Annotated in this window: 24 protein-coding genes and 2 tRNA genes; 9 read left to right on the forward strand and 17 right to left on the reverse strand. The window is 73.4% G+C overall.

Annotation, left to right across the window (positions count from 1 at the left end):
• Positions 1–14: 14 nt before the first annotated feature.
• The 6 genes from GPA02_RS03370 (at position 15) to GPA02_RS03395 (ending at position 7,257) form a co-directional block, all read left to right on the forward strand.
• The gene (locus GPA02_RS03370) at positions 15–839 is read left to right on the forward strand and encodes an IclR family transcriptional regulator (protein WP_162457691.1); all 825 of its coding nucleotides are present in this window, start codon (positions 15–17) and stop codon (positions 837–839) included.
• Positions 836–2,164: an FAD-dependent oxidoreductase gene (locus GPA02_RS03375; RefSeq protein WP_156198453.1), complete on the forward strand. Its 1,329-nt coding sequence runs from the start codon at positions 836–838 to the stop codon at positions 2,162–2,164. Before GPA02_RS03370 ends, GPA02_RS03375 begins: the two co-directional genes overlap by 4 nt.
• The gene (locus GPA02_RS03380; protein ID WP_156198454.1) at positions 2,161–3,468 is read left to right on the forward strand and encodes an ABC transporter substrate-binding protein; all 1,308 of its coding nucleotides are present in this window, start codon (positions 2,161–2,163) and stop codon (positions 3,466–3,468) included. Before GPA02_RS03375 ends, GPA02_RS03380 begins: the two co-directional genes overlap by 4 nt.
• 74 nt (positions 3,469–3,542) lie before the next feature.
• Positions 3,543–4,397, forward strand: coding sequence for a carbohydrate ABC transporter permease (locus GPA02_RS03385; protein ID WP_460361394.1), 855 nt, complete (start codon positions 3,543–3,545; stop codon positions 4,395–4,397).
• On the forward strand, positions 4,394–5,278 hold the full coding sequence (locus tag GPA02_RS03390; RefSeq protein WP_240133859.1) for a carbohydrate ABC transporter permease: 885 nt from the start codon (positions 4,394–4,396) through the stop codon (positions 5,276–5,278). The genes GPA02_RS03385 and GPA02_RS03390 overlap by 4 nt, the downstream gene beginning before the upstream one ends.
• A gap of 23 nt (positions 5,279–5,301) precedes the next feature.
• Entirely contained in the window at positions 5,302–7,257 is a 1,956-nt protein-coding gene (locus GPA02_RS03395) for a hypothetical protein (RefSeq protein ID WP_156198455.1), read from the forward strand.
• A gap of 9 nt (positions 7,258–7,266) precedes the next feature.
• Here GPA02_RS03395 and GPA02_RS03400 read toward each other — a convergent pair whose 3' ends face one another.
• The 5 genes from GPA02_RS03400 to GPA02_RS03420 all read right to left on the reverse strand — a co-directional run bounded on the left by GPA02_RS03400 (position 7,267) and on the right by GPA02_RS03420 (position 11,770).
• Entirely contained in the window at positions 7,267–7,977 is a 711-nt protein-coding gene (locus GPA02_RS03400) for a lysophospholipid acyltransferase family protein (protein ID WP_240133860.1), read from the reverse strand.
• A gap of 31 nt (positions 7,978–8,008) precedes the next feature.
• Complete coding sequence (locus tag GPA02_RS03405) at positions 8,009–8,617, reverse strand: response regulator transcription factor (RefSeq protein ID WP_156198457.1); 609 nt, start codon at positions 8,615–8,617, stop codon at positions 8,009–8,011.
• Entirely contained in the window at positions 8,614–9,828 is a 1,215-nt protein-coding gene (locus GPA02_RS19420; protein ID WP_156198458.1) for a sensor histidine kinase, read from the reverse strand. Before GPA02_RS19420 ends, GPA02_RS03405 begins: the two co-directional genes overlap by 4 nt.
• A gap of 102 nt (positions 9,829–9,930) precedes the next feature.
• Entirely contained in the window at positions 9,931–10,767 is an 837-nt protein-coding gene (locus tag GPA02_RS03415) for an ABC transporter permease (RefSeq protein ID WP_156198459.1), read from the reverse strand.
• 64 nt (positions 10,768–10,831) lie between these two features.
• On the reverse strand, positions 10,832–11,770 hold the full coding sequence (locus GPA02_RS03420) for an ABC transporter ATP-binding protein (RefSeq protein ID WP_156198460.1): 939 nt from the start codon (positions 11,768–11,770) through the stop codon (positions 10,832–10,834).
• Positions 11,771–11,957: 187 nt separating this feature from the next.
• Here GPA02_RS03420 and GPA02_RS03425 point away from each other — a divergent pair, with 187 nt between their 5' ends.
• Positions 11,958–12,971, forward strand: a complete 1,014-nt coding sequence (locus tag GPA02_RS03425) for a mannonate dehydratase (protein WP_156198461.1) — start codon at positions 11,958–11,960, stop codon at positions 12,969–12,971.
• A gap of 44 nt (positions 12,972–13,015) precedes the next feature.
• Here the strand turns inward: GPA02_RS03425 and GPA02_RS03430 are convergent, their stop codons facing one another.
• The 5 genes from GPA02_RS03430 to leuC all read right to left on the reverse strand — a co-directional run bounded on the left by GPA02_RS03430 (position 13,016) and on the right by leuC (position 19,671).
• Positions 13,016–14,311, reverse strand: coding sequence for an SPFH domain-containing protein (locus tag GPA02_RS03430; RefSeq protein ID WP_156198462.1), 1,296 nt, complete (start codon positions 14,309–14,311; stop codon positions 13,016–13,018).
• On the reverse strand, positions 14,304–15,965 hold the full coding sequence (locus tag GPA02_RS03435) for an SPFH domain-containing protein (RefSeq protein ID WP_240133861.1): 1,662 nt from the start codon (positions 15,963–15,965) through the stop codon (positions 14,304–14,306). The genes GPA02_RS03430 and GPA02_RS03435 overlap by 8 nt, the downstream gene beginning before the upstream one ends.
• 130 nt (positions 15,966–16,095) lie before the next feature.
• Entirely contained in the window at positions 16,096–17,409 is a 1,314-nt protein-coding gene (murA, locus tag GPA02_RS03440) for a UDP-N-acetylglucosamine 1-carboxyvinyltransferase (protein WP_156198463.1), read from the reverse strand.
• A 77-nt stretch (positions 17,410–17,486) separates the two neighbouring features.
• Positions 17,487–18,149 carry a 3-isopropylmalate dehydratase small subunit gene (gene leuD / locus GPA02_RS03445; protein ID WP_156198464.1) on the reverse strand — a complete coding sequence of 221 codons (663 nt, stop codon included), beginning with the start codon at positions 18,147–18,149 and terminating at the stop codon, positions 17,487–17,489.
• 28 nt (positions 18,150–18,177) lie between these two features.
• A complete protein-coding gene (leuC, locus tag GPA02_RS03450) occupies positions 18,178–19,671 on the reverse strand; it encodes a 3-isopropylmalate dehydratase large subunit (RefSeq protein ID WP_156198652.1) in 1,494 nt (497 codons plus the stop codon).
• 93 nt (positions 19,672–19,764) lie between these two features.
• On the opposite strand from leuC, the gene GPA02_RS03455 reads away from it, so the two are divergent.
• Together GPA02_RS03455 and GPA02_RS03460 are read left to right on the forward strand one after the other, a co-directional pair.
• The gene (locus GPA02_RS03455) at positions 19,765–20,487 is read left to right on the forward strand and encodes an IclR family transcriptional regulator (RefSeq protein ID WP_156198465.1); all 723 of its coding nucleotides are present in this window, start codon (positions 19,765–19,767) and stop codon (positions 20,485–20,487) included.
• A gap of 58 nt (positions 20,488–20,545) precedes the next feature.
• Positions 20,546–21,340, forward strand: coding sequence for a MerR family transcriptional regulator (locus tag GPA02_RS03460; protein ID WP_156198466.1), 795 nt, complete (start codon positions 20,546–20,548; stop codon positions 21,338–21,340).
• 53 nt (positions 21,341–21,393) lie between these two features.
• Here the strand turns inward: GPA02_RS03460 and GPA02_RS03465 are convergent.
• From GPA02_RS03465 to GPA02_RS03495, 7 genes are all read right to left on the reverse strand, one after another.
• Positions 21,394–21,466: transfer RNA gene (locus tag GPA02_RS03465), tRNA-Glu, on the reverse strand.
• Between the two features lie 47 nt (positions 21,467–21,513).
• Positions 21,514–21,585: transfer RNA gene (locus GPA02_RS03470), tRNA-Gln, on the reverse strand.
• Positions 21,586–21,700: 115 nt separating this feature from the next.
• The gene (locus GPA02_RS03475; protein WP_240133862.1) at positions 21,701–22,495 is read right to left on the reverse strand and encodes an HAD family hydrolase; all 795 of its coding nucleotides are present in this window, start codon (positions 22,493–22,495) and stop codon (positions 21,701–21,703) included.
• Positions 22,492–23,130, reverse strand: coding sequence for an MOSC domain-containing protein (locus GPA02_RS03480; RefSeq protein WP_156198654.1), 639 nt, complete (start codon positions 23,128–23,130; stop codon positions 22,492–22,494). The genes GPA02_RS03475 and GPA02_RS03480 overlap by 4 nt, the downstream gene beginning before the upstream one ends.
• A gap of 37 nt (positions 23,131–23,167) precedes the next feature.
• Entirely contained in the window at positions 23,168–24,676 is a 1,509-nt protein-coding gene (gltX, locus tag GPA02_RS03485; protein WP_156198467.1) for a glutamate--tRNA ligase, read from the reverse strand.
• 61 nt (positions 24,677–24,737) lie between these two features.
• On the reverse strand, positions 24,738–25,508 hold the full coding sequence (locus GPA02_RS03490; protein WP_156198468.1) for a fumarylacetoacetate hydrolase family protein: 771 nt from the start codon (positions 25,506–25,508) through the stop codon (positions 24,738–24,740).
• A gap of 47 nt (positions 25,509–25,555) precedes the next feature.
• Positions 25,556–26,356, reverse strand: coding sequence for a class I SAM-dependent methyltransferase (locus GPA02_RS03495; RefSeq protein WP_156198469.1), 801 nt, complete (start codon positions 26,354–26,356; stop codon positions 25,556–25,558).
• Between the last annotated feature and the right edge of the window lie 40 nt (positions 26,357–26,396).

Genomic DNA, 26,396 nt, shown 5'->3' on the forward strand with positions numbered 1-26,396 from the left:
GCGACGAGGCATCGATGGCAGAGACCGGCACAGGCGCACCCGAGCGCGCGCCTTCCCCCCGCACCGCGATCCAGGCGATCGATCGTGCGATCGCGCTGCTGGACGGCGTGGCCGAGGGCGGACCGCACGGGATCTCGCTCGGTGACCTCGCCGAGCTCACGGGACTCGCGCCGTCGACGGCCCGGACGATCCTGTCCTCCCTGGTCGCGCACGGCCTGGTGGCCCAGCACGGCAGCGGCGGCCGCTACCTGCTCGGGTCGCGCTTCTTCGAGATCAACCGGCGCTTCGTCATGCACGCCGATCTCTCCTCGGTCGCCGCGCCGGTGCTCCGAGACCTCTGGGAGCGCACGAGCGAGACCGTGCACCTCGCGGTGCTGCAGGGCACCCGACGGGTCGACCTCGCGGTGCTGGTGAGCCCGCAGCTGCTGCGCGTGGACCCCACCTCGGCGGGGCACCTCGACGCCTCCGCGTCGCCGCTGTACAAGACCGCCGCGGGCAAGGTGCTCTTCGCCGGGATGTCACGGTCCGACCGCCTCGCGATGCTGCGCACGGCCGCCTGGCGCGACGACGACGCGCCGGACCCCGACGACCTGATGACCCGCATGGACGCCGTCGAGGCAGCGGGGTACGCGACCAACCTCGAGGAGGAGGCCGTCGGCGTCTGCGGCGTCGCGGCACCCGTGCGCGACCAGTCCGGACGCACGGCCGCCGCGGTCTGCCTGGGCTACCCAGCGGTCCGCCACACGGTCGACCACGCGTCCTGGCTGCGCGCGGAGGTCGTCGCCGCTGCGGCCCAGGTGTCCCGACTGCTCGGCGGCACCGGGACGGGGGCACCGTGAGGGACTCCTACGACGTCGTCGTCGTGGGCGGCGGGCCGGCCGGGTGGCCGGCGGCCACCCAGGCCGCGCGGCTCGGCGCCCGCACCCTGCTGCTGGAGAAGAACGGCGCCCTCGGCGGCACGACGACCGTGGCCGGCGTCGCGCTGCCTGGGCTCTTCCACGCTTGGGGGCAGCAGGTGATCGCGGGCATCGGGTGGGACGTCGTGTCGCGCGCGGTCACCGAGGTCGGCGACACGCTGCCGGACTTCACGCAGTGGGAGGAGCCGCACTGGCGGCTGCAGATCCGGGTCGCCCCGGGCATCCTCGCGGCGCTCATCGACGAGGCCGTCATCGGCTCCGGCGCGGACCTGCTGCTGCACAGCATGGTCGGAGAGGTCCGCCGCGTCGACGACCGCTGGCACCTGACGGTCGCGACCAAGGAAGGGCTGCACGCCGTCACGGCCGACACGCTCGTCGACTGCACGGGCGAGGCCGACGTCGTCGCGCTCGCCGGGCTCCCCCGCCGCACCAACGCGAGGCGGCAGCCGGGGACGATCATGATGCGGCTGGAGGGCTACGACCTCGACGCCCTCGACGCCGATGCGCTGCAGCGCGCCCACGCGGCCGCCGTCGAGCGGGGCGACCTCCAGCCGGCGGACCTCGCGCACAAGAGCGTGCGCTCCTTCCTCCGCGCGCACGGCGAGAACGCCACGCACGTCGTCGGCGTGCAGGGCGGCACCAGCGCAGACCGCACGGCCGCCGAGCTCGCCGGGCGGGCGCTGCTGCGCCGCGTGCTGCGGTTCCTGCGCTCGCAGCCCGGGCTCGAGAACATCCGGCTCGCCTGGACGGCGATGGAGACCGGGGTCCGCGAGAGCTGGTCGATCGAGGGCCACGAGACGATCACCCTCGACGACTACGCCAGCGCTCGCGCCTGGCCCGACGCCCTGTGCTACTCGTTCTACCCGATCGACGTGCACCGGCCGGACGGCGACGGCATCGACATCCGGCCGCTGCCGTACGGCACGCTGCCGACGATCCCCCGCGGTGCCATGGTGCCGCGCGCCGGACGCCGCATCATCGTCGCCGGGCGAGCGATCAGCGGTGACCAGGAGGCCGCGTCCGCCTACCGCGTGCAGGCGTCCTCGATGGCGATGGGCCAGGCGGCCGGCGCCGTCGCGGCGCTCGGGGCGACGACCGGCCGGGACGTGCTCGACGTCCCGGTGCCGGAGGTCCACGAGGCGCTGCGCGCCCACGGCGCGATCGTGCCGGGCGACGTCGTCGTGCCGCCCCGGGCCGAGCAGACCGACACGACCGATCCCGCGACGAGGCGAAGGAGAACGGCATGACCACCACAGGGACGCACCTCCGGCGACGAGGCGTCGCCGCCGTGATCGCCGCGACAGCGGCCGTCGCGCTCGCCGCGTGCAGCGGCTTCGTGAACTCCGACGACGGCGAGGAGGGTGACGGCACGGGGAGCGGCACCGTCTCGGCGTACGTCAACACCGAGCAGAGCGCCGGGCTGGCACCGCTGCTGGAGGGATTCGAGTCCGAGACCGGGCTGACGCTCGACGTCTCCTCGGCCAACACCGACGAGCTCAACCAGCAGCTGCGGGTGCAGCTGACCTCGGGCACGGCGGCGGACCTCATCCGGGTCTCGCCGGGCTACTCGAGCCCGGTTGCCGTCGGCGTGCTCGGCCAGGAGGGCGAGCTCGCCGACCTCTCCGACGCCGCCTGGGCCGACGACCTGACGCCGGACACGGCCTCGCTGGCGGACGTCGACGGCTCGGTCATGGCGTTCCCGGTGAGCCGCAACGCGATCGTCATGGCCTACAACCGTGAGGTCTTCGAGCAGGCCGGCGTCGAGGTGCCGACGACGTGGTCGGAGCTCCTCGCCGCGTGCGAGACGCTCGCCGCCGCGGGCGTGACCCCGATCGCCGCGCCGTTCCAGGGCGGCATCTACTTCCAGTTCTGGGTGTACGCGATGGCCTCGACGTTGGTCTACCCGGTCGACCCCGAGATCGACGAGCGGATGCGCGCGGGCGAGACGACCTTCGTCGACAGCGCGGAGTGGAACGCCGCGTTCGCACGCATCGCGGAGCTGAACGACGCGGGCCACTTCTCCGACGGCATGCTCGGCATCCCGCCCGACCAGGGCCTGCAGGCCGTCGCGACCGGTGACGCCGCGATGGTGCTCATGGTCTCGGCCGGCCTGCCGCAGCTGTACGGCTACTCCGACGCGGGCGAGGAGGGGTTCGGCGTGTTCGCCGTGCCTGCCTCGGACGACGCCGGTGCGACGCACGTACCCCTCGCACCCGACTTCCTCGCCGTCAACGCCGCCGCGAGCAACCCCGACGGTGCACGGCAGCTGCTGGACCACCTCGCCCAGCCAGAGAACGTCGAGGCCTACGCCAACGCGATGGGTGTCCTGCCCGGCCTCGGGGTGGAGGTGACGCTGGAGTCGACCGTCCTCGACCCGATCATGCCGCTGCTCGACGAGGGCCGCACGACCGGCTACGCGAACTACCTGTGGCCCAACGGCGACGTGCAGCAGACGATGCTGCAGTCGGGCCAGGAGTGGCTCGACGGGTCGATCACGACCGAGGAGCTCCTCGGCCAGATGGACGCCGAGTACGCCAAGGGCACGCCGTGACCCTTGACCCGGCTCGGCCGCAGGTCGGCCGATCCCGGGCCGCGCGCAGCCGTGGCCCCGGCCGCGGGATGCGCGTGCCCTACCTCTTCGTGGTGCCGGCGCTGCTGGCCTACGGAGCGGTGGTGCTCTACCCCACCGTGGCCGGCGGCTACTACGCGTTCACCGACTGGGCGGGGCGGCGCGTCGCGCCCAGCGTCGTCGGGCTCGACAACTTCGTCGAGCTGCTCGGCGCGCCCGCCGCCCGCGCCGCCCTGCGCAACACGCTGGTCATCGCGGCCTCGACGACGGTGGTGCAGACCGTCGTCGGGCTCGCACTGGCCCTCGCGCTGCACTCCAGCCTTCGCTCGCGGCACCTGCTGCGCACGCTGTTCTTCGCGCCCGCACTGCTGCCGCCGGTGATCGTTGGGTTCCTGTGGCAGTACATCCTGACGCCGGGTGGCCCGCTCAACGGGGCGCTCGCAGCCGTCGGGCTCTCCTCGCTCCAGCAGAACTGGCTGGGCGACGCCTCGATCGCGCTGGCGAGCGTCATCGGCGTCATCGTGTGGCAGAACGCCGGACTCACGATGGTGATCTACCTCGCCGGTCTGCAGGGCGTCCCGGTCGAGCTGCTCGAGGCCGCCGAGATCGACGGCGCGAACCGGTGGCAGCGGCTGCGCCGCGTCACCGTCCCGCTGCTGATCCCGGCCACCACGATCGCGATGTCGCTGACCCTCATCGGCAGCCTCAAGCTGTTCGACCAGGTCTACGTGATGACCGGCGGCGGCCCGGGCTACGCGACCGAGACGCTCTCGGTCGTCATGTACAAGGAGGCGTTCGTCTCCGGGCGCTACGGCTACGCCGCCGCGATCGCCCTGGTGCTGACGATGATCGTGTTCGCGTTCGCGCTGCTGCAGCTGCGCGGCCTGCGGCGCTTCCAGGTGGACGCGTGACCGCCGCGACCGGGGCCGCCGTGGGTCGTGGCACCGTCCGCGACGCACCGCGACGGCGGCGGGGCTCTCCGCTCCGGCGGCTCGCCGCCGAGCTGGGGATGATCGCCGTCGCGCTGGTGTTCCTGTTCCCGTTCTACGTGTTCCTCGCGGTCGCGCTGAAGACGCCGGCGGACCTGGCGGCCTCGCCCCTGGCCTTCCCGACCGACCCGGCGCTGCAGAACGTCGCCGACGCGTGGAGCCGCGGCGACCTGGGTCAGGCGCTGACCAGCTCGGCGGTGGTGACCGGTCTGAGCGTCGCGGGGCTCGTGCTCCTCGGGTCGACCGCCGCCTACCTGCTGGCGCGGCGCGCTCAGCGGCTCTCGCTCGCTCTCTACCTGCTGTTCCTGCTCGGGCTCATGATCCCTCTGCAGCTCGGGATGGTGCCGCTCTACCAGCTGATGCGCGACGCGAACCTGCTGCAGACCTACACCTCGCTGATCATCTTCGAGGTCGGGCACCAGCTGCCGCTGGTCGTGTTCCTCTACACGGGCTTCCTGCGCGCGCTCCCCCGCGAGTACGAGGAGGCGGCTCGGGTCGACGGCGCGGGCCCGCTGACGACGTTCCGGCGGATCGTGCTGCCGCTGCTGCGGCCGATCACCGGCACCGTGGTGATCCTATCGTCGATCAACATCTGGAACGACTTCCTGACCCCGCTGCTCTACGTCGGCGGCAGCGCGCAGCAGACGCTGCCCGTCGCGATCTTCGCCTTCCGCGGCGAGTTCGCCAGCCAGTGGCAGATCATCTTCGCTGGCATGGGCATCGCGATCGCCCCGATCCTGCTCGTCTACTTCCTGCTCCAGAAGTACGTCATCAAGGGCTTCGCCAGCGGCATCAAGGGCTGAGCCGCAACCCGAGGGAGGACCCCATGTCACCGCGCACGACTCGACGCACCCTGCTGATCGGCGGCCTGAGCGCGGCGGCTGGCGCGCTCGTCGGCCGACCACCCGCCCTGGCGGCGCCGCTGCGGCCCGGGCGCGGCCCGGCGGCGACCGGACCGTTGCCACGCGTCGCCGCGCTCCCCCACCCGCCCGACCGCACCGCGTTCGAGCCGCACGAGCAGCGGTTCGCGGCCTACCTCGTGACGCTCGCGGCGATGGCGAACGACATCGACGACTCCGACACCGAGCTCCGCGGCTACCAGGTGGGCGGCTGGTGGCGCACCCCGAGCGAACCCTTCAACGCCCGCATCAGCGAGCACGTCGCGACCTACGCGTGGTTCCTCACGGCCGAGCGAACATGGAACCCCTATCGCGGCGACGACGCGCTCGCGGCGCGGCTGGACGCGGCGATCGACTACTACGTGCGGCTCCAGCACGACGACGGCTCGTGGCCCGAGTACGCGCCCGACGAGCACTCCCGCGCCGCCACCGCCTTCGCGCTCGGCTACCTGTCGAAGACCCTCGCACGGCTGCGAGACGCCGACCTGCTGCCTGAGCGCCGTCCGGAGATCTCGGCCGCGCTCCGTCGGGCGGCCACGTGGTTCCTCGACCCCGCCAACGAGGGCGTCTGGACCGGAGACGTGCTCGAGTTCGCCAACCAGCCGGCGGCCGGGCTGGCCGGCGCGGCCAAGGCGCTCGCGCTCGACCCGGACCCGGGTCTGCAGGCGCTCCTCGAGGACCGGGTGCAGTACTTCGTCGCGCACGCCCAGAGCCCGGCCGGGTTCCTCTACGAGCCCCGCGGCATGGACATCGCGTACAACCTCAACGTCACCCTCACCGAGCTGCACGAGCTGCACGTCGAGCTCGGTCGACCGGTGATGCTCCCGACCGTGCGGCGGCTCGCCGAGTGGCTGCGGTACACGGTGGCGCCCGAGCCCGACGGCGCCGGGCTGATCTGCTTCGCCTCCGGCGCTGCTCGGACGCCGATGGACGTCCTCGACGCCGTCACGCTGGACCGCCAGCAGCGTGACCTGGGCTCGGTGTTCTCGCGCCAGGTGCCGGACCTCGCCGTCTTCTACCCGGCGGCCGAGGACCGTGCAGCACAGCGGTCCGCCTGGGCGTCGGACCCGGCACCCGTGCCGCCGCTGGCACCCGGCGACACCAACCCGCGGATACCCGCGAACATCCCGTACGGCGAGCGGTACCCGGCACGACGACAGCGCGACGCGGCGCTACGACGGCTCCCAGCGGTGCGCCGCTCCCGGTTCACGGAGCTGCGGACCGACCCGCAGGGCCAGCACTACCTGTTCGTGCGACGTCCTGGGTACTACCTGCCGGCGTTCCTCGGCACGCGTCCGAACCAGGTGGTGCGGGCAGGTCTGGGGCTCCTGTGGCACCCGGAGGTCGGGACGTTCGTGCACGGCGCGCAGAGCTCGAACGAGTGGTGCTGGGCGACCGTGCTCCCCAACGGCGGCACCGACGGTGCGGCGGACCTCGCGGTGACCTACTACGACGGCCCCGCCGACGACGGCTCCGTCGTCGAGCCGGAGGACGTCGGCGGGGTACGCGGCGACCTCGGGCTGCGGTGGACCACCGGCGGCGGCAACGTCACGACCTCGGTGCTGCTGCGCGACGACGGTCTCGACCGGGAGGTCGCCACGACGATGGACGGCGTCGAGCAGGTCCCGCTCGTGCTGCTCGACGACGACGTCGTCTCCTGGTCGGACGGCACCACGGCCGGACGCGGCACGACGGCGACAGCGGTGGCGTCGGGCATCTCCGTGCACCGTCGCGGCGTGACCCTGACGATCACGTGGGACGACGCCGTCGAGGCGACGGTGGAGCCCACACCGCGCGTGCTCTTCGCCGACGGGTCCCGTCGTTGCCACGTGCTGCGGGTGCCGCACGGTCTCGCCGGGCGGTTCCGCTACACCCTGGGCTGAGGCTCGGGCTCAGCCCCGGTGCGGCCGCCGGACGAAGGGCGTCGCGGGCGGCTGCTCGCCCCGGATCTGCGCGAGCTGCTCGGTGATGCGGCGCATGATGCGGTCGGTCGCCTCCTGCCAGGCGGCGGGGTCGTCGGCGCGGTCGAGCAGGTCGCCGAGGTCGACCGGCGGGCCGGCGACGACGTCGGAGGGTGTCGGCGGGAACGGGCGGAAGCCGGTGCCGATCGGCGGGATGACGCGGTGGGCGCCCCACTGCGCGACCGGCACCACCGTCGCGCCGGTGCGCAGCGCGAGCCGGGCGGCGCCGGTCTTGGCGGTCATCGGCCACAGGTCGGGGTCCTGCGTCGTGGTGCCCTCCGGGTAGAGCAGGACGGCGTCGCCCTCGGCGAGCGCCTGCTCGGCCGCCTCCAGCGCGGCGGCCGCACCTGCGGTCTCGCGGTGCACCGGGACCGCCCGCACCTGTCGCACCACCCAGCCGACCACAGGGAACCGCCACAGCGACTCCTTGGCGAGCACACGCGGGTAGACGCCGTTGTCGACGAGGAAGTGCACGAGCGTGAACGGGTCGAACACCGACAGGTGGTTCGCGACGACGACGAACGGGCCGTCGGGCAGGTGCTCCGCCCCGCGCCAGCGCCGTGGTCGCGTGATCAGCGACACCAGCGGCCGCAGCAGCGCCACGACGGTGCGGTAGACCCACGGCGGTCTCGGACGGCTCACCGGCGCCATGCTAGGGCCGCGGGGGCGCCTCCTAGAGCCACCCGCGCTCGCGCGCCACCCGGACCGCCTCGTGCCGGTTGGCCACGCCGAGCTTGGCGACGGCGGCCGAGAGGTAGTTGCGCACCGTCCCGGGCGAGAGGTGGGCCCGTGCCGCGATCTCCTCGACCGGGGCGCCGTCGGCGGCGAGCTCGAGCACGTCGCTCTCGCGCGCGGTCAGCGGGCTGGCCCCGGCCGCGATCGCCTCGGCGGCCAGCTCGGGGTCGACGTAGCGGCCGCCGCGGTGCACCGTGCGCACCGCCTCGGCGAGCACCTGCGCCGACGACGTCTTCGGCAGGAAGCCGCGCACACCGGTCTCCAGCGCACGCCGCAGGTACCCCGGCCTACCGTGGCTGGTGACGATGACGCTGCCGCACGAGGGCAGCTCGGCCGCGAGCCGCTCGGCGACCTCGAGCCCGTCCAGCCCGGGCATCTGCAGGTCGAGCAGCGCGACGTCGGGCTGGTGGCGCAGCGCGGCCGCGAGCGCCTCGTCCCCGGAGCCGGCGACCGCGACCACCTCGAGGTCGTCCTGCAGCGCGAGCAGCGCCGCGACGGCGTCGCGGATCAGCGTCTCGTCGTCGGCGAGCAGCACCCTGATCGTCATGCGGGGTCGCCTCCCAGGGCGGTCATCGGCACGGTCGCCTCGACGACGAACGTCCCGTCGTCGGAGGTGGCGGTCAGCGCGCCGCCGCGCGCACCGAGCCGCTCGCGCAGGCCGCGCAGCCCGCTGCCACCGGCGGGCACGGTCGGCTCGTCGGGGGCGCCGTCGTTCACGACCCGCACCCGGCAGACGTCGCCGGCGACCCGCACGTCGATGTCGCAGCGCGTGGCGTGGGCGTGCCGGACGACGTTGGTGACGGCCTCGCGCACCACCCAGGCGACGGCCTCGGCGACCGGTGCGGGCAGCTGCAGCCCCTCCCCGGCGACGCGGCACTCGATCGCCGCCGAGCGCAGCAGCGCTCGCGCACCGGCGATCTCGGTGTCGAGGTCGGCGGAGCGGTAGCCCTGCACGAGCTCGCGCACCTCCCGCAGGGTCTCGTGCGCGATGCGCCTCACCTCGAGCATCTCCTCCGGACCCCGCGCGTCACCCCGCTCGGCGAGGGCCGCGGCCAGCTCGCTCTTGACCGCGACGGTCGACAGCGCGCGACCGAAGGTGTCGTGCAGGTCCCGCGAGAACCGCAGCCGCTCCTCCGCCACCGCGAGCCTGGCCGCCGTCCGCCGTGCGTCGTCGAGCTCCCACACGACCGCGAGCATCCAGACGCTGAGCCGGCACGAGATCGCGATGCCGCTGATGCTGAACGTCGCGACGACGAGGGTCGGGACCACCGCGCCGGCGGGCTGCCCCACCGCGAGCTGCAGCCCCGCCGCGACCGCACCGCTGGCGAGCGCGAGGCCCACCAGCGTCCACAGCCGCGCGGGCAGCGGCGTCACCGCCATCACAGCCCCGCCGAGCGGCACCAGGATCCCGATGCCGAGCCCCTCGGTCGGCCCCGGGAAGCCCAGCACCGCGACGGCGACGGTGGCGACCGTCGTGACCGCGAGCCACCGCAGCCGGGTCGTCGGCCACGCCGCCCCGCCGCTGTACACCCGCATCGACGGGACGAACACCCGGGCCGCCAGCACCGTGTGCACCAGCACCAGCACCAGGTAGGCGGCCGGCCCGGGCCCGTCCCAGGACGTGGCGTTGGCGACGAGCGACAGCGCCGCGAACGGCAGGAGCGCGAAGACCGTGTAGATCGTCCAGCGGGTCATCACCTCGAACCGCTCGGGGTCGCTGCGACCGAGCCACCGGGCAGCCGCGGGCGTGGTCGTCACGGCCTCAACCTATCGACGCCGGTCGGGCACCGCCGGGGAGGGTCGTCCGAGGCCGGCCCCGGCCCGCCCCGACGGCACGGCGGCCCGTGGTCGAGGTCGCCATCAGCGGCGCGGCTCCCAGGACATGCGCTTCTGCACCAGGTAGGCGGCGAGCACCGTCCACGCGAAGAGCACCAGCGCCGGCTGCGCCCCCGCGGCGAACGACTCGCGCAGCCCGACGGCGTCGCCGTCGGGCGCGATACCGGAGAGCCCGAGCGTCATCAGCTGGTTGACCGCTGCGAGCGGGGTGCGCTCCGCGACCGCGCACATCGCGTCGGGCATGAGGTCGAGCGGGAACGTCGAGCCCGACAGCAGCATCAGCGCGCCGAGCGGCAGCAGCGTGGTGATCTGGGCGGACTCCACCGTGCGGGTGACGATCGCGGTCGCCATGCCGAGGCCGGCGAGCGCGGTGAAACCGAGCACGAGCGCGAGCACGACGAGCACGGGGTTGCGCAGCGGCGGTGCCTCGACGAGCACCGCGACCGCGACCGCGCCGAGCACGACCTGGGCGAGGATCACCGCGAAGGCGGGGACCGACATCGCGACAAGCACCTCGCCGCGGGTGAGCTCGCCGGTGGTCAGCCGCTTGAGCATGAGCTCCTCGCGGCGCGCGACCGCCGTCGTGCAGAGGTTGTAGTAGCCGGCGAACACGAGCGCGAACACCAGCAGCGTCCCGAGGAGCGTGGCCGCGACGGCGCCGCGCCCCTCGGCCGCGTCCGGCAGCAGGAAGGAGCTGACGGCCAGCACCGTGAGCGGCGCGAGCGCGAGCGCGTTGAACAGCGCGGTCCGGTTGCGGACCAGCAGGGTGAGCTCCAGGCGCGCGAGCGCCCAGACGCGTCGGGCGGGTGAGGGGCGCTGCTCGACCAGGTCGGGCCGAGCGGGGGCGGTGGTGGCGGACATGGGGACCTCCGTGTCGGTGGTCGGGGTGCGGACGGGTACGAGGGGCCGGGTACGAGGAGGCGGGTCAGGCGGCGGGATCCAGGGCGGCGGCGCCGTCGGCGGCGATGCTGAGGAACGCCTGCTCGAGCGAGGCGGCGCGGGCGTCGAGGTCTCCGAGGACGACGCCGGCGTCGCGCGCCCAGGCGAGCAGCGCGAACAGGTCCTCCTGCAGCTGCGGGGTCGTGACGACGTAGCGCGTCCCGGCCACGCCGCGCTCGCGCTCGGCGCTGCCGAGCAGCGGCGGCGGCGCGGGTGCGTCGGCCGGCAGCGTGAAGGTGATCCGGGCGGGCTCCCCCGCCACGATGTCGGCCACGGTGCCCTCGCGCACCACGCGGCCCTCGTGCATGATCGCCAGCCGGTCCGAGAGCTCCTCGGCCTCCTCGAGGTAGTGCGTGGTGAGCACGACCGTGACGCCCTCGGCGAGCCGGGAGCGCACGATGCTCCACGCGTCGCGGCGGGACTCGGGGTCGAGGCCGGTCGTCGGCTCGTCGAGGAAGAGCACGTCGGGGCGGCCGAGCAGCGCGAGCGCGAGGTCCAGACGGCGGCGCTCGCCGCCGGACAGGCTCGACACCGCGACACCGGCCCGGTGCTCGAGCCCGACGGCGGCCAGCACGTCCTCATCGCTGCGCCGGCTGAGCGTGGCCGCCCACATCCGGACCATCTCCCCGGCCCGGACGTCGGCCGGGAAGCCGGCCTCCTGCAGCATGATCCCGGTGCGCGCACGGACCGCGGCGCGGTCGGCGTAGGGGTCCTTGCCGAACACGCGCACCTCACCCGCGGACGCGGGCGCGAGACCCTCGACGACCTCGAGCAGCGACGTCTTGCCGGCGCCATTGGTCCCGAGCAGCGCGAACAGCTCGCCCTGGCCGATCGACAGGTCGACCCCGCGCACCGCCTCGTAGGGGGCGCCGGAGCCCCGGTAGGTGCGGCGGACACCGGTCGTGGTGATCACTGGTGCGTTCATGCCTCCAGCGTCCCCCGCGGGCACGGCCGCGACCAGTGCGTCGGCTCACCGGTCCGCGTGGGCCGCGCACGGGTGCCGCATGACGGATGTCATGGCGGGTCGCCGCAGCGCCCGGGTCGTGGCACGGCACGCTACGGGTAGGCACCGCCCCACCCCGACCGACCCAGCCCACCGACCGAGGACACCGATGAAGCTGACCGAGCTCGTCCAGAGCAGGCCCGACCCGTTGTGGACCCTGATGAAGCAGTGCGGTGTCGACGACGCCGTCGCGCTCCTCGACGGCGCCGAGCAGGAGACCCGGTGGCTGCGCGCCGCGGGCGCCCCGCCGCCGACGTTCACCGACGAGCGCCCGTGGGGCGAGCCGGCGATCCGCGCGCTCCAGGACCGGCTCGCCGACCACGGCCTGCGGATGGCGGCGATCGAGGACACCCCGCCCCTGGACGCCGTCCGGCTGGGACTGCCCGGCCGCGACGAGCAGATCTCCCACGTCATCGAGCAGGTGCGCGCGATGGGTCGGCTGGGCGTGCCGGTGCTCTGCTACAACTGGATGGCCGTCACGTCCTGGGCGCGCACCGACGTCGCGGTGCGCATCCGCGGCGGTGCGCTGTCGACGGCGTACTCCCACGAGGGCGACGAGGCGTTGCCGCCGCTCGTCGAGCCGGGCAGCGTCACCGAGGAGCAGCTCTGGGACGGCCTCGCCTACTTCCTCGACGCCGTCGTGCCGGAGGCCGAGCAGGCAGGGGTGCGCCTGGCGCTGCACCCCGACGACCCGCCGCGCACCAGCAGCCGCGGCGTACCGCGGATCATCCGGTCGGTCGACGCCTTCCGGCGGGTGCTCGACCTGCACCCCTCGCCCGCGAACGCGATCACGCTCTGCCAGGGCAACGTCGCGCTGATGACCGACGACCTGCCGGCCGTCATCCGCGAGCTCGGTCGCCGCGACGCGATCGCCTTCGTGCACTTCCGGGACGTGCGAGGGACGGTCGACGACTTCGTCGAGACGTTCCACGACGACGGCCAGACCGACCTCGACGCGTGCGTCGAGGCCTACGCCGAGGTCGGCTTCGACGGGCCGCTGCGCCCCGACCACGTCCCCACGATGGCCGACGAGGTCAACCACCGACCCGGGTACGCGACCCTGGGCCGACTCTTCGCGCTCGGCTACATCACGGCGCTGCGGCAGGTCCACTACGGCCGCTGAGCGGCCGCGGCGGACCTGCCCGCACCCTTCGGGGCGCCGGTCGGTCAGTCCTGCTCGCGCGTGACGACGTCGGGCCGCTCCTGCAGCCCCGGCAGCAGCCGCGCCAGCAGCAGCGTCGACAGCGCCGAGGTGTCGGTGCCGCCGGACGCGGCGTCGGTGCGCACGACGACCGGCCGGGGCGCGGACTCGGCGAGCATCGCGCCGACGTCGAGCCGGCGCCGGGCCAGCTCGTAGCCGAGCACCGCACGGTTGTCCCGGTAGGCGGTGGCCAGCTGCTCGCGGGCCTTGGCCTCGCCCTGCGCGGCGACGAGGTTGGTGCGCGCCTGCGTCTCGATCTCGTAGCGGATGCGCTGCGCCTCGGTCTCGCGCTCCTCGAGCATCTGCGCGACGTCCTGGCGGGCCTTGTTGAGCGCGGCGTTGACCTCGACGATCTTGGCGTCGCGGACCTTCTTGCTTCGCTCGATCTCCATGAGCAGGGTGTCGACGCGCCGCTTGCGGGCCAGCTCCCACTCCTTCTCGTACGCCACCAGCTCCTTGGCGACCCGCTCCCGGGTGGCCAGGTGCTCGCGGTAGTCCTCGGGCAGCTGCACGTCCGGGATGTTGCAGCCGATGATCTGCACGCCGTAGGGCGTCAGCTGCCGGTTGAGCAGGTCCTGCATGTCCTTGACGTCGGAGCCGCGCAGGTCGTAGGCGCGCTCGGTGCGCACCTGGCGGGACCGCTGCCGGATCGCGTCCTGCACCGAGTTCGAGAGCACGAGGTCGAAGTTGCCCGCGCCGATCGTCTGCACGAACCGGATCGCGTCGAGGATCCGGAACCGCAGGAAGAACTCGATCGACTTCAGCGGCACGTTCTCGTGCGTGGGCGAGCTGAGCACCGGGGCCGAGTACGGGATCTCCGTCGTCACGTCGACGACGTAGGCCACCCGCTTCCACGGGTGCCACAGGTAGTGCCGCCCGGGTGACAGCCCCGGCCCGGTGATCGCGCCGAACGTCGTCAGCACGCCGACCGTGCCCTCCTCGATCTCGACGATCGAGGAGCGCCACCACCACAGCGCCGCCAGCAGCACCAGCGCGACGCCGAGCCACAACGCCGCGGAGCCGAGACCGCCGTAGCCGCCGCCCATGAGGAAGACGGCGCTGGCGAGCGCCCACACCCCCAGCCAGACCAGCACCAGCCAGCGGGTGCCGCGGCTGTCGCGCGGGATGACGACGGGCACGAGCGCGCCCTGGTCGCCCCCGCGCAGCAGCGCCGCGACCTCGCCCCAGCCTGCGAGCGCCTCCTTGATCGAGCTCGTGCGCGCACCGCGCGTCGACTGCACCGGCACCGTCTGCTCAGCCACGGTCCACCTCCTGGTCCTCGGCGCCACGCGCCACCTCGACGGCCGGCGGGGTGTCGACGGCGACCGAGCGACGGAGCTCCTCGACGCGGTCCGCGCCCGGCACGTCGTCGCTCTCGCGCGGGGTCACGATCTCCACCTGTGTCTCCTCCGGTGGCTCGAGCAGGTGCTCGATGCGGCTCTCCCGCTCGGCGACGCGCGCGGCGATCTCCTCGCGGCGCGCGGTGATCGCCGCCATGTCCTCCTCACTGAACAGCTGCCCGTCGGCGCCGCCGACCAGCTCGCGGGCGACCGCGAGGAAGTCGACGCCCTCGCCGTCCCCGCCGACCCGCACCATCTGCGGCAGCGACCCGGCCAGCGACTCCAGCTTGTCGAGCACGTCCTGCTGGTAGGTGTACTCGAGGATCTCCGGCGCGAGCGCCGCACTCGTCGCGCGGATGTCGAGCGCCTGCGCCTCCAGCAGCGCGGCGTTGGCGCGCGCCGTCGACTCCGACTCCACGAACCGCTGCCGCGCGAGCGCCTCGGCACGGTTGGTCTCCCGCTCCAGGGCGGTGTCCATCTGCGCCTGGTAGCGCGCGATGTCGGCCTGGATCGCCGAGAGCGTCTCGTTGAGCGAGGCGAGGTCCTTGTTGAGGTCGCCCTCGTTCTGCTCCTTGCGGAGGTTCAGCTCGTACTCGTAGGTGTAGGCCTCCTTGGCGACGCGCACCATCTCGGGCGCCGCGAGGTCCATCCGGTACTCCTGGCTCGCGGGCTCCGCGTGGGTGATGTTCGCCGTCGTCAGCTGCACCGCGGGCTGGAACTGGCTGTTGAGCTGTTCGAGCAGCCGCCCGGTGCTCTCGCCGACCAGGTCGTAGATGCCGGCCGCCTCCTGCTCGTAGATGAGCGACCGGGTGGTCTCCGAGATCGCGTTGTTGAGCTTGTCCTGGAAGCCCTGCACCGCGCCGAGCACGAACACGAACTCGCGCGCGTTGGTGATCTTGAACTGCAGGAACAGGTCGACGCTGGCCTGCACGCCCGACTTGGTGGGTGCGTGCCGGATCGGCGCGTTGTACGGGTACTCGCGCGTGGTGTTGATGATGTAGGAGACCCGCTTCCACGGGTTGAGCAGCGTCACCAGGCCCGGCCCGACCTCGGCCTCGACCTTGCCGAAGCGCGAGATGAGCGCCCGGCAGCCCTCGGGCACCATCACCATGCCCTGGCGCCAGTACCGGTACCCGGCCAGCAGCACGACGAGCGCCCAGTAGTGCGGGCCGACGACGGCCCGGGCGACCGCGCCGTCGTCGACCCAGGCCAGCGTCACCCACCCGACGACCCCGACGACGACCGCGAGGATGACCGGCAGCAGCCCGCGCAGTCGCCGCGACCGCGGCATCACCATCGGCGTGATCACGTGCACCGGCCCGGTCGGCCCCGCCTCGTAGTGCGAGCGCGAGAGCACCTCGGCGGCCTCGTCGATCGCGCACGTCACCGCGGCGATGCGGGTGCCGGCGGCGTTGCCCTCCGGGCGGGCGCCCGGGAAGTCGGAGGGGTCGAGGCCGAAGCCGCCGCCCGTCCGTGGGCCCTCGTCGCCCCCGAGCCCGAGCGCCTGGCCGACGGCGGCCCGCACCCCTTGGTCGTTGGCCACCGCTCGGGCGGCGTTCATCACCTGCTGGGTCACCGGCACTCCTCTGCGTGGACGCGGACTCGCGGCTGCCTCGATCCTGGCAGACGGCCGCGCCGGTCCGCGGGTCGCGCGCAGGGCAGAACTGCCCCGTCGGCCGGCGACGGGGCGCCGGTGCGCCGTCCTGCTACGCCTGCTCGACCTTGGCGCCGAGCGCCTCGAGCTTGGCGGTGAAGCTCTCGTAGCCGCGGTTGATCAGCTCGATGCCGCGCACCCGCGAGGTGCCCTCGGCCGCCAGCGCGGCGATGAGGTGGCTGAAGCCGCCCCGCAGGTCCGGCACCTCGATGTCGGCGGCGCGCAGCGGCGTCGGGCCGGAGATGATCGCCGAGTGGAAGAAGTTCTTCTGCCCGAACCGGCACGTGAGCCCGCCGAGGCACTCGCGGTAGACCTGGATCGTCGCGCCCATCTCGGTGAGCGCCTCGGTGAACCCGAACCGGTTCTCGTAGACGGTCTCGTGGACGATCGACAGCCCGGACGCCTGCGTCAGCGCGACAACGAGCGGCTGCTGCCAGTCGGTCATGAAGCCGGGGTGGACGTCGGTCTCCAGCGCGATCGCGTGCAGCGGCGTGCCGGGGTGCCGGAACCGGATGCCCGCGTCGTCGATCGTGAAGTCGCCGCCGACCTTGCGGTAGATGTTGAGGAACGTGACCATGTCGGCCTGCCGCGCGCCGCGCACGTAGATGTCGCCGCGGGTCGCCAGCGCCGCCGACGCCCACGACGCCGCCTCGATGCGGTCCGGCAGCGCGGTGAACGTGTAGCCCTCGAGGCGATCGACGCCCTCGACGCGGATCACGCGGTCGGTGTCGACCGAGATGATCGCGCCCATCCGCTGCAGCACGGCGACGAGGTCCATGATCTCGGGCTCGATCGCCGCGTTGCGCAGCTCGGTCTTGCCGCGCGCCTGCACCGCGGTGAGGAGCAGCTGCTCGGTCGCGCCGACGCTGGGGTACGGCAGCGACACCTGGGTGCCCACCAGCCCGCGCGGCGCCGTGATCCGGATGCCGGAGGCGAGCTTGTCGACCTTCGCGCCGAACTCGCGCAGGATCGTCAGGTGGTAGTCGATCGGCCGGTCGCCGATGTGGCAGCCGCCCAGGTCGGGGATGAACGCCTCGCCGAGCCGGTGCAGCAGCGGCCCGCACAGCAGGATCGGGATGCGCGAGGACCCGGCGTGGGCGTCGATGTCGGCGCGGTGCGCCGTCTCGACGTTGCTGGGGTCCATGTCGACCACACCGGTCTCGGGGTCCCAGGACACGTTGACGCCGTGCAGCCGCAGCAGCTCGGAGACGACGTGCACGTCCTTGATCTGCGGCACGTTGCGCAGCTGGCTCGGGCTGTGTCCCAGGACCGCCGCGACCATCGCCTTGGAGACGAAGTTCTTCGCGCCCCGCACGGTGATCTCACCGGTCAGCGGGGTGCCGCCGTGCACCACCAGCTCAGCCATGGGCAGTCGTCCGTTCGTCCGTGGTCCGGGTCGACCCTGCACGCGGCACGGGTCGGCTCAGCCTACGTCGTCGGACGTCAGCGCGAGACGGGCTGGATGGGCAGCGCGATCGGGCGCGCCGCCCTCACCTCCACGGTCGGCAGGTGCTTGGCGGGCAGCGTCGTCGGCTTGTAGCTCGGCCGGGACCGCTCGAACTCCGCGATGTCCTCCTCGTGGCCGAGGGTGAGCCCGATGTCGTCGAGGCCCTCCATGAGGCGCCAGCGGGTGTAGTCGTCCACCTGGAACGGCGCGACGACGTCACCGCAGGTGACGGTCCGGCTCTCGAGGTCGACGGTCACCTCGGTGCCCGGCGCGCTCTCCAGCACCTTCCAGATCAGCTCGATGTCCTCCTGGGCGAGCTGGGCGGCGAGCAGACCCTGCTTGCCGGAGTTGCCGCGGAAGATGTCGGCGAACCGGGCGGACAGCACGGCGCGGAAGCCGTAGTCCTTGAGCGCCCACACCGCGTGCTCGCGCGAGGAGCCGGTGCCGAAGTCCGGGCCGGCGACCAGCACCGAGCCGGAGCGGTAGGCGTCCTGGTTGAGGACGAAGTCCGGGTCGCCGCGCCAGGCGGCGAACAGCGCGTCCTCGAACCCGGTGCGGGTGACCCGCTTGAGGTAGACGGCGGGGATGATCTGGTCGGTGTCGACGTTGCTGCGGCGCAGCGGGACCCCGACGCCGGTGTGGGTGGTGAACTTCTCCATGGTGGTTCTCCTGCGTGGCTTCGGGGGCTCAGACCTGCATCGGGACGCGCGGGTCCAGCGGGACCAGCGGGGAGCCGTCGAGCTCCGCCACGTCGAGGTCGGCGAACGAGGGGTCGTCGGCGGCGAGGTCGGCGACCGAGGACAGGGTGCCCCGGATCGCGGTCGCGGCGGCGACGAGCGGGGACACCAGGTGGGTGCGGCCACCCTTGCCCTGGCGACCCTCGAAGTTGCGGTTCGACGTCGAGGCGGCCCGCTCCCCCGGCGCCAGCTGGTCGGGGTTCATGCCCAGGCACATCGAGCAGCCGGCGTTGCGCCACTCCGCGCCGAACTCGAGGAAGATCCGGTCGAGCCCCTCGGCCTCGGCCTGCAGCCGCACGCGCGCCGAGGCGGGCACGACCAGGACCCTCACGTTGTCGGCCTTGCGGCGGCCCTGGAAGACCTTCGCGACCGAGCGCAGGTCCTCGATGCGGCCGTTGGTGCAGGAGCCGATGAACACGGTGTCGACCGGGATCTCCTTGAGCGGGGTGCCCGGCACGAGGCCCATGTACTCGATGGCGCGCTCGGCGGCGACCCGCTCGTTCTCGTCGGCGATCTCCTCCGGCACCGGCACCGACGCCGAGATCGGCAGCCCCTGACCCGGGTTCGTACCCCAGGTGACGAAGGGCTCCAGGTCGCTCGCGCGCAGCGTCACCTCGGCGTCGAAGACCGCGTCGTCGTCGGTGCGCAGCGTGCGCCAGTGCTCGACGGCGGCGTCCCAGTCGGCGCCCTCGGGCGCGTGCGGGCGGCCCTTGAGGTAGGCGAACGTCGTCTCGTCGGGCGCGATCATGCCGGCGCGGGCGCCGGCCTCGATCGACATGTTGCAGATCGTCATGCGCGCCTCCATCGAGAGCGCACGGATCGCCTCGCCGCGGTACTCGAGCACGTAGCCCTGCCCGCCGCCGGTGCCGATCTTGGCGATGATCGCCAGGATGATGTCCTTGCTGGTCGTGCCGGGCGGCAGCTGGCCCTCGACGTTGATCGCCATCGTCTTGAACGGCGCGAGCGGCAGCGTCTGGGTGGCGAGCACGTGCTCGACCTCCGAGGTGCCGATGCCGAACGCCAGCGCGCCGAACGCTCCGTGCGTCGAGGTGTGGGAGTCGCCGCACACCACGGTCATGCCGGGCTGCGTGAGCCCGAGCTGCGGGCCGACCTGGTGCACGATGCCCTGGTCGGCGTCGCCGAGGGAGTGGATGCGCACGCCGAACTCGGCCGCGTTGCGGCGCAGCGTCTCGATCTGCGTGCGCGACGTCACGTCGGCGATCGGCAGGTCGATGTCGAGCGTCGGGGTGTTGTGATCCTCGGTCGCGATCGTCAGGTCGGGCCGGCGCACCTTCCGACCGGCCAGCCGCAGCCCCTCGAAGGCCTGCGGGCTCGTCACCTCGTGCACGAGGTGGAGGTCGATGTAGAGGAGGTCCGGGGCCCCGTCGTCACCGCGTCGCACGACGTGCTCCGCCCACACCTTCTCCGCCAGGGTCTTGCCCATACGCTCCTCGACCACCTTTCCGTCCGTCCAGTCTGCGGGGGTCTTCCCGCGTGTGGACTTGCGTCTCATCCTCCGAGACGGCAATATCGTCCTATGGACAAGTCTAGCGGAGTCGGCGTGCTGGACAAGGCCGCCGTCGTCCTCAGTGCTCTGGAAGCCGGACCGGCGACGCTGGCACAGCTCGTCGCAGCCACCCACCTCGCTCGTCCGACGGCGCACCGGCTCGCCGTCGCGCTCGAGCACCACCGCCTGGTCTCGCGCGACATGCAGGGCCGGTTCGTGCTCGGCCCGCGGCTCGCCGAGCTCGCCGCCGCAGCGGGCGAGGACCGCCTGCTGGCCGCGGCCGGGCCCGTGCTGGGCGCGCTGCGCGACCACACCGGCGAGAGCGCGCAGCTCTACCGCCGCCAGGGCGACCAGCGCATCTGCGTCGCCGCCGCCGAGAAGCAGATGGGGCTGCGCGACTCGATCCCGGTCGGCGCCACGCTGACGATGCTCGCGGGCTCGGCCGCGCAGATCCTGCTCGCGTGGGAGGAGCCCGACCGGCTGCACCGCGGCCTGCAGGGCGCCAAGTTCACCGCGACGATCCTCTCCGGCGTCCGGCGCCGCGGCTGGGCGCAGAGCGTCAGCGAGCGCGAGGTCGGCGTGGCCTCGGTCAGCGCACCGGTGCGCGGTCCGAGCGGGCGCGTCATCGCGGCCGTGTCGGTCTCCGGTCCCGTCGAGCGCATGAGCCGGCAGCCGGGCCGGCTGCACGCCGCGTCGGTCGTGGCTGCGGCGAACCGGCTCTCCGACGTCCTCAAGAAGGCCGAGGAGTCCTGAGGGTCGCCGAGCCTCGCTTGACCCTGACACCGTGTGAGGGGCTGGGCTGGGTCGCACCATGCTGACCATCGGAGACGTCGCCGACCGCACCGGGGTGTCGCGGCGCATGCTGCGGCACTGGGAGGCGGAGGGCCTGCTGGTGCCGGCGGAGGTGGACGCGGCGACGGGCTACCGGCGCTACGCCTCCAGCCAGGTCGGGCGCGTGCACGCCGTCGCGGCGCTGCGCGCGCTCGGCTTCGGGCTGGCGGCGATCCGCGACCTCCTCGACCCCGCGCTCACGACGCCTCGGCTGCTCGAGGTGCTGCGGACCCGCGAGCGGGAGCTGAGCGTCCAGATCGAGGCCGACCGGCACCGCCTCGGTGAGGTGCGGCGGCGTCTCCGGTCCATCGAGGAGGGACTCCAGATGATCACCCAGACGCTCCAGCTCCACCCGCTGCCCGCGCTGCGCCTCGCCGGGCTCGGCACCGAGGTGCGCGACGAGACCGAGATCGGTCACGCCGTCGTCGCGCTCGACGCCCGGGTCCGCGCGCACCTCGCTGCCGACGGCCGACCGTGGGACGGCACGGTCGTCCGCACCTACGACGCCGCACCGCAGGGTGGCCCGATCCGGGTCGCGGTGGGCGTCGAGATCGACGCGGACGCGCCCCCGGTCGGCCTCGACCTCGTCGAGCTGCCCGTCGAGCCGAGGGCGGCCTCGATCAGCGTCGACGGCGCTCTCACGGGCGAGGCGGACGCGTGGCGCACGCTGGACACCGCCCTCGAGCCGTACGGGCTGACCACCGCCAGCACCTACCGCGTCAGCGTCACCGACACCTCGGTGACGCTGCAGGCGCGGGTCGAGACGCGCTGCTGATCGCCCCGAGGAACGACGAAGGCCCCCGCTCGCTGAGCGGGGGCCTTCTTCCGTAGCCCCGACCGGATTCGAACCGGCGCTACCGCCTTGAGAGGGCGGCGTCCTAGGCCACTAGACGACGGGGCCGGGCAACGGTGGACCAGCATACCTGAGGAATCAGGCTCTGCTGACCGCTGGGGTACCAGGACTCGAACCTAGACTAACTGAACCAGAATCAGTCGTGCTGCCAATTACACCATACCCCATGGGGGTATAACCGCCCTGGTGGCGAGCCCGTGGGCCCGATCCCGTGCGGTCGTACCGGCAGGCCACGATACCCGAGCCGGGCCGCTGCGCCCAATCGGCGGCGGGTGACGCATCTCACGTCCGCGCCGAGCCCCACACCTCCGGCAGCTCGCGCAGCGACGCGATCACGGCCACACCCGCCGCACGGGCCTCGGCGAGCCGTTCGTCGCTGACCGCGTGCGGACCGCCGCGGCGCCGCCCGGGGCGGTCGAGCCACACGCCGCGCAGCCCGGCCTCGACGGCGGCCAGCGCGTCGACGTCGAGCTCGTCGCCGACGTACACCGTGGCCGAGGGCTCGGTACCGATGAGGCGGCAGCCCTCGTGGAAGACCCGCGGGTCGGGCTTGCCCACGCCGAGGGTGTCGACGGCCACGAGCGAGCCCAGCACGTCGGCGAGCCCGACGGCGGCGATCTTGGCGCGCTGCATCTCCCCCGGTGCGTTGGTGACCGCCCCGACCGCCAGGCCGGCGTCGACCGCGGCCGCGACGCACGCGTGGGCGTCGTCGAACAGCGCCCAGGAGGCGGCGAAGGCGGCGCGGTAGGCCTCGTCCCAGGCGGCGAAGCCGTCGTCGTCCAGGTCGTCCAGCCCGAGGTGCCGCGTGATCTCGAGGACGCGCGCCCGCCGCTGCTCGACGATGCCGACCTCGCCCGCGACGTAGCGGCGGTAGTGCCCGCCGGCGTCGGCGCGCCAGATCCGCACGGCGTCGGCCTGCGCCTGCGGGGTGAGCTCGGTGAGGGTGCCGAACGCCTCCGCCAGACCCGCCGCGAACGCGCGCGCGGTGTCGACGAGGGTGTCGTCGATGTCGAACAGCACGCCGCGCACGGTCCCGTCGGTCGTACTGGTGCCGTTGCTGCCGGTCACCCCGCTCACGACCCCGGCTCCTCGCGCAGCACGAACCCGATCCGGTCCAGCACCGGCTGCGCGAGCCGCACCTCGCCGGCCTCCCCGGCGCGCCGCAGCGCGAGCATCGCCTCGGGCTGCGGGTCGAGGAAGGTCGCGCCGATCGTGACGCCGTGCGCCGGGCGGTCGGTCACCCGCACCGTGTCGCCCGCCGCGACCGGGCCGGGCCGCAGCACCCGCAGGTAGGCGCCCGACCGCCCCGCGGCCGTGAACCGCTTGATCCAGCGCGGCTCCCCCATCCGGTGCGCGAACTTGTAGCAGGGCGTGCGCGGCATCGTCACCTCCAGCAGCAGGTGCTCGCCGACGGCCCACCGCTCGCCGATGACCGCGCCCGTGACGTCGACGCCGGTGGTCGTGAGGTTCTCGCCGAACAGACCCGGCGCCAGGTCACGACCGAGCTCGGCCGCCCACCACGCGAGGTCCTCCTGCGCGTAGGCGTAGACCGCCTTGTCGGGACCGCCGTGGTGCTCGCGGTCGACCTGCCGGTCGCCCTCGACGCCGAGCTCTCCGACGGGGACCGGGCCGTCGACGGGGCGCTTGTCGATGCCTGTGAGGTAGCCGGGCCGGTCGGTCTCGCGCACCTGGAACAGGCGCGAGACCGCCACGACGCGACCGCCGCCGTCGGACCCTGTCACGACGCCGTCAGAGGGTGGCGCGCAGGGCGCGCAGCCGCGCGAGCGAGGAGTCCTTGCCGAGGATCTCCATCGACTCGAACAGCGGCGGCGACACCCGGCGTCCCGTGACGGCGGTGCGCAGCGGCGCGAACGCGAACCTCGCCTTGATGCCGAGGCCGTCGACCAGCGCGGCGCGCAGCGCGTCCTGCTGCGCCTGCGGCGAGAAGTCGTCCAGACCCTCCAGCACCTCGATCGCGGTGTCGAGCACCTGCGGTGCCTCCTCGCGCAGCGCGGCGCGGGCCTCCTCCTCCACGACGACGGCGTCGTCGGCCACGAGCAGGAACCCGAGCATGCCGGGCGCCTCGCCCAGCAGCGTCATCCGCTCCTGCACCAGCGGGGCCGCCTGCGTGAGCAGCTGCTGCTGCTCGGGCGCCAGGTCGGCGAAGGTGTCGACCGGCACCAGCCCGGCCGCGTGCAGGTACGGCACGAGCCGGTCGCGGAAGTCCTCGGGCGCCAGCAGCCGCAGGTGGGCGGCGTTGATCGCCTCGGCCTTGGCGAGGTCGAACCGGGCGGGGTTCGGGTTGACGTCGGCGACGTCGAACGCCGCGACCATCTCGTCCTTGCTGAAGATGTCGTTGTCGGGCGAGATCGACCAGCCGAGCAGCCCGAGGTAGTTGAGCAGACCCTCGGGCACGAAGCCGCGCTCGCGGTGCAGGAACAGGTTGGACTCGGGGTCGCGCTTGGACAGCTTCTTGTTGCCCTCGCCCATGACGTACGGGAGGTGGCCGAACACCGGCATGACGTCGGCGACACCGATGTCGAGCAGCGCCCGGTAGAGCACGATCTGGCGCGGTGTCGAGGACAGCAGGTCCTCGCCGCGCAGCACGTGGGTGATGCCCATGAGGGCGTCGTCGACCGGGTTCACCAGGGTGTACAGCGGCGCACCGTTGGCGCGCACGATGACGAAGTCCGGCACCGAGCCGGCCTTGAACGTGATCTCGCCGCGCACGAGGTCGGTGAAGGTGACGTCCTCCTCCGGCATCCGGATCCGCAGCACCGGCTCGCGGCCCTCGGCGCGGAACGCGGCCTTCTGCTCCTCGGTGAGGTCGCGGTCGAAGCCGTCGTAGCCGAGCTTCGGGTCGCGACCGGCCGCCCGGTGCCGTGCCTCGATCTCCTCGGGCGTCGAGAACGACTCGTAGGCGTGGCCGGCCTCCAGCAGGCGGCGCGCGACGTCGGCGTAGAGGTCCATGCGCTGGCTCTGCCGGTACGGCTCGTGCGGGCCGCCGACCTCGACGCCCTCGTCCCAGTCCAGGCCCAGCCAGCGCAGCGCCTCCAGCAGCTGCTGGTAGGACTCCTCGCTGTCGCGCGCCGGGTCGGTGTCCTCGATGCGGAAGACGAACGTGCCGCCGACGTGCCGGGCGTAGGCCCAGTTGAACAGCGCGGTGCGGATGAGGCCGACGTGCGGCGTGCCGGTCGGCGAGGGGCAGAAGCGGACCCGGACGTCGGACCCGGTCGGTGCGGAGGAGGCTGCGGTCACGGTGACCCAGCCTAGGCGCTGCCCGCCGGTGCCGAGCCGGCCGGCGGCCGAGCAGCTCGGGTCAGCGCCGCATCACCGGGTTGGAGAAGGCGCCGATCCCCTCGATCTCGACCGTGACCCGCTGTCCGGGCTCGACCCGCCCGACGCCGGCGGGCGTGCCGGTGAGGATGACGTCACCGGGCAGCAGCGTGAAGATCCGCGAGACGTAGGCCACGAGCTCGGGCACGCCGACGATCATCTGGGCGGTCGAGCCGTCCTGGCGCAGCTCGTCGTCGACCCAGCAGCGCACCTGCAGGTCGGAGACGTCGAGGTCCATGACGAGGTAGGGGCCCAGCGGGCACGAGGAGTCCCACGCCTTGCCGCGGGTCCAGGTGACGTCGGAACGCTGCACGTCGCGCGCCGTCATGTCGTTGGCGGCCGTGTAGCCGAGGATGACGTCCTTCGCGCGCTCGACCGGCACGTCCTTGCAGATCCGGGAGATCACGACCGCGAGCTCGGCCTCGTGCTCGAGGTGGCTCGTGTAGGGCGGCGGCACGACCGGGTCGTCCGGGCCCACGACGGCGGTGTTCGGCTTGAGGAACACGATCGGCTCCGCGGGCACCTCGTTGCCCAGCTCCGCGGCGTGCTCGGCGTAGTTGCGGCCGATGCCGATCACCTTGCTGCGCGGGATCACCGGCGCGAGCAGGCGTGCGGAGTCCAGCGGCACCCGCTGCCCGGTGGGCTCCAGCGGGCTGTAGAGCGGGTCGCCGGAGAGCACGACGAGATCGTCGCTGCCCTCCTCGACGACGGCGTAGCGAGGGTCGTCACCGGTGGTGAAGCGAGCGATGCGCATGTCGTGAGCGTATCGGCGGCGGCGCCGACGGATCGCTCAGGAGCCGGTCAGGGGCGGGCGAGCAGCTCGCCGTGCACGACGACGAACCAGGCGTCGTCGAGGCTGGCCCAGTCCCGCCACGCGCGGGCGACGTCGGCGAGCTCGTCGGGCGTGGCGTGACCGCCGTCGACCGCGTGGGTCGCGAAGCTCGAGTGCTCGACGCGCTCGGCCCAGGTGCCCGCCCACCAGGACCGCGACTCGGCGTCGGCGAAGCACCACACGCTCGCCGACGGCGTGACGGTCCGGAACCCGGCCTCCAGCCCCCACGAGAGCAGCTTGCGGCCCGCGTCCGGGTGGTGGTGGGAGGTGAGCGCGAGGTAGAGGTCGCGCCACCGCTCGAGGCCCTCGTCGTCGGGGAACCAGCGCATGCCGCCGTAGTCGGCGTCGCGCACCGCGAGGATGCCGCCGGGTCGCAGCACCCGTCGCATCTCGCGCAGCGCGGCGACCGGGTCGCTCAGGTGCTGCAGCAGCTGGTGCGCGTGCACCACGTCGAAGGACTCCGCCGAGTACGGGAGCGCCGTCGCGTCCGCCTGCTCGAGCTCGACGTTGTCGACGCCCTGCGCGACCGCGAGGTCCGCCGCGCGCGACAGCACCTCGGCCGAGGTGTCGACGCCCATGACGCGACCGCCCGGCACCCGGCTCGCGAGGTCGACCGTGATCGTGCCCGGCCCGCATCCGACGTCGAGCACGTCCATCTCGGGGCGCAGGTGCGGCAGCAGGTAGGCGGCGGAGTTCTCGGCGGTGCGCCACGCGTGGCTGCGCAGCACGCTCTGGTGGTGCCCGTGCACGTACTCCGATGCCGTGCTCATCTGCTCACGGTAGCGCCGAGACGTCGTTCGCGTGGGGCCT

The sequence above is a fragment of the Actinotalea caeni genome, assembly GCF_009733795.1.
Classification (GTDB): Bacteria; Actinomycetota; Actinomycetes; order Actinomycetales; family Beutenbergiaceae; genus Pseudactinotalea; species Pseudactinotalea caeni.

Excerpts from the sequence above, each read along its gene's own strand:
- murA (WP_156198463.1), bottom strand. The coding sequence starts at position 17,409 with ATGGCTGAGCTGGTGGTGCACGGCGGCACCCCGCTGACCGGTGAGATC.
- leuC (WP_156198652.1), bottom strand. The coding sequence starts at position 19,671 with ATGGGCAAGACCCTGGCGGAGAAGGTGTGGGCGGAGCACGTCGTGCGA.
- GPA02_RS03490 (WP_156198468.1), bottom strand. The coding sequence starts at position 25,508 with ATGCGCATCGCTCGCTTCACCACCGGTGACGACCCTCGCTACGCCGTC.
- GPA02_RS03495 (WP_156198469.1), bottom strand. The coding sequence starts at position 26,356 with ATGAGCACGGCATCGGAGTACGTGCACGGGCACCACCAGAGCGTGCTG.
- GPA02_RS03395 (WP_156198455.1), top strand. The coding sequence starts at position 5,302 with ATGTCACCGCGCACGACTCGACGCACCCTGCTGATCGGCGGCCTGAGC.
- GPA02_RS03415 (WP_156198459.1), bottom strand. The coding sequence starts at position 10,767 with ATGTCCGCCACCACCGCCCCCGCTCGGCCCGACCTGGTCGAGCAGCGC.
- GPA02_RS03380 (WP_156198454.1), top strand. The coding sequence starts at position 2,161 with ATGACCACCACAGGGACGCACCTCCGGCGACGAGGCGTCGCCGCCGTG.
- GPA02_RS03420 (WP_156198460.1), bottom strand. The coding sequence starts at position 11,770 with ATGAACGCACCAGTGATCACCACGACCGGTGTCCGCCGCACCTACCGG.
- GPA02_RS03405 (WP_156198457.1), bottom strand. The coding sequence starts at position 8,617 with ATGACGATCAGGGTGCTGCTCGCCGACGACGAGACGCTGATCCGCGAC.
- GPA02_RS03425 (WP_156198461.1), top strand. The coding sequence starts at position 11,958 with ATGAAGCTGACCGAGCTCGTCCAGAGCAGGCCCGACCCGTTGTGGACC.
- GPA02_RS03455 (WP_156198465.1), top strand. The coding sequence starts at position 19,765 with ATGGACAAGTCTAGCGGAGTCGGCGTGCTGGACAAGGCCGCCGTCGTC.
- GPA02_RS03370 (WP_162457691.1), top strand. The coding sequence starts at position 15 with ATGGCAGAGACCGGCACAGGCGCACCCGAGCGCGCGCCTTCCCCCCGC.
- leuD (WP_156198464.1), bottom strand. The coding sequence starts at position 18,149 with ATGGAGAAGTTCACCACCCACACCGGCGTCGGGGTCCCGCTGCGCCGC.
- GPA02_RS03460 (WP_156198466.1), top strand. The coding sequence starts at position 20,546 with ATGCTGACCATCGGAGACGTCGCCGACCGCACCGGGGTGTCGCGGCGC.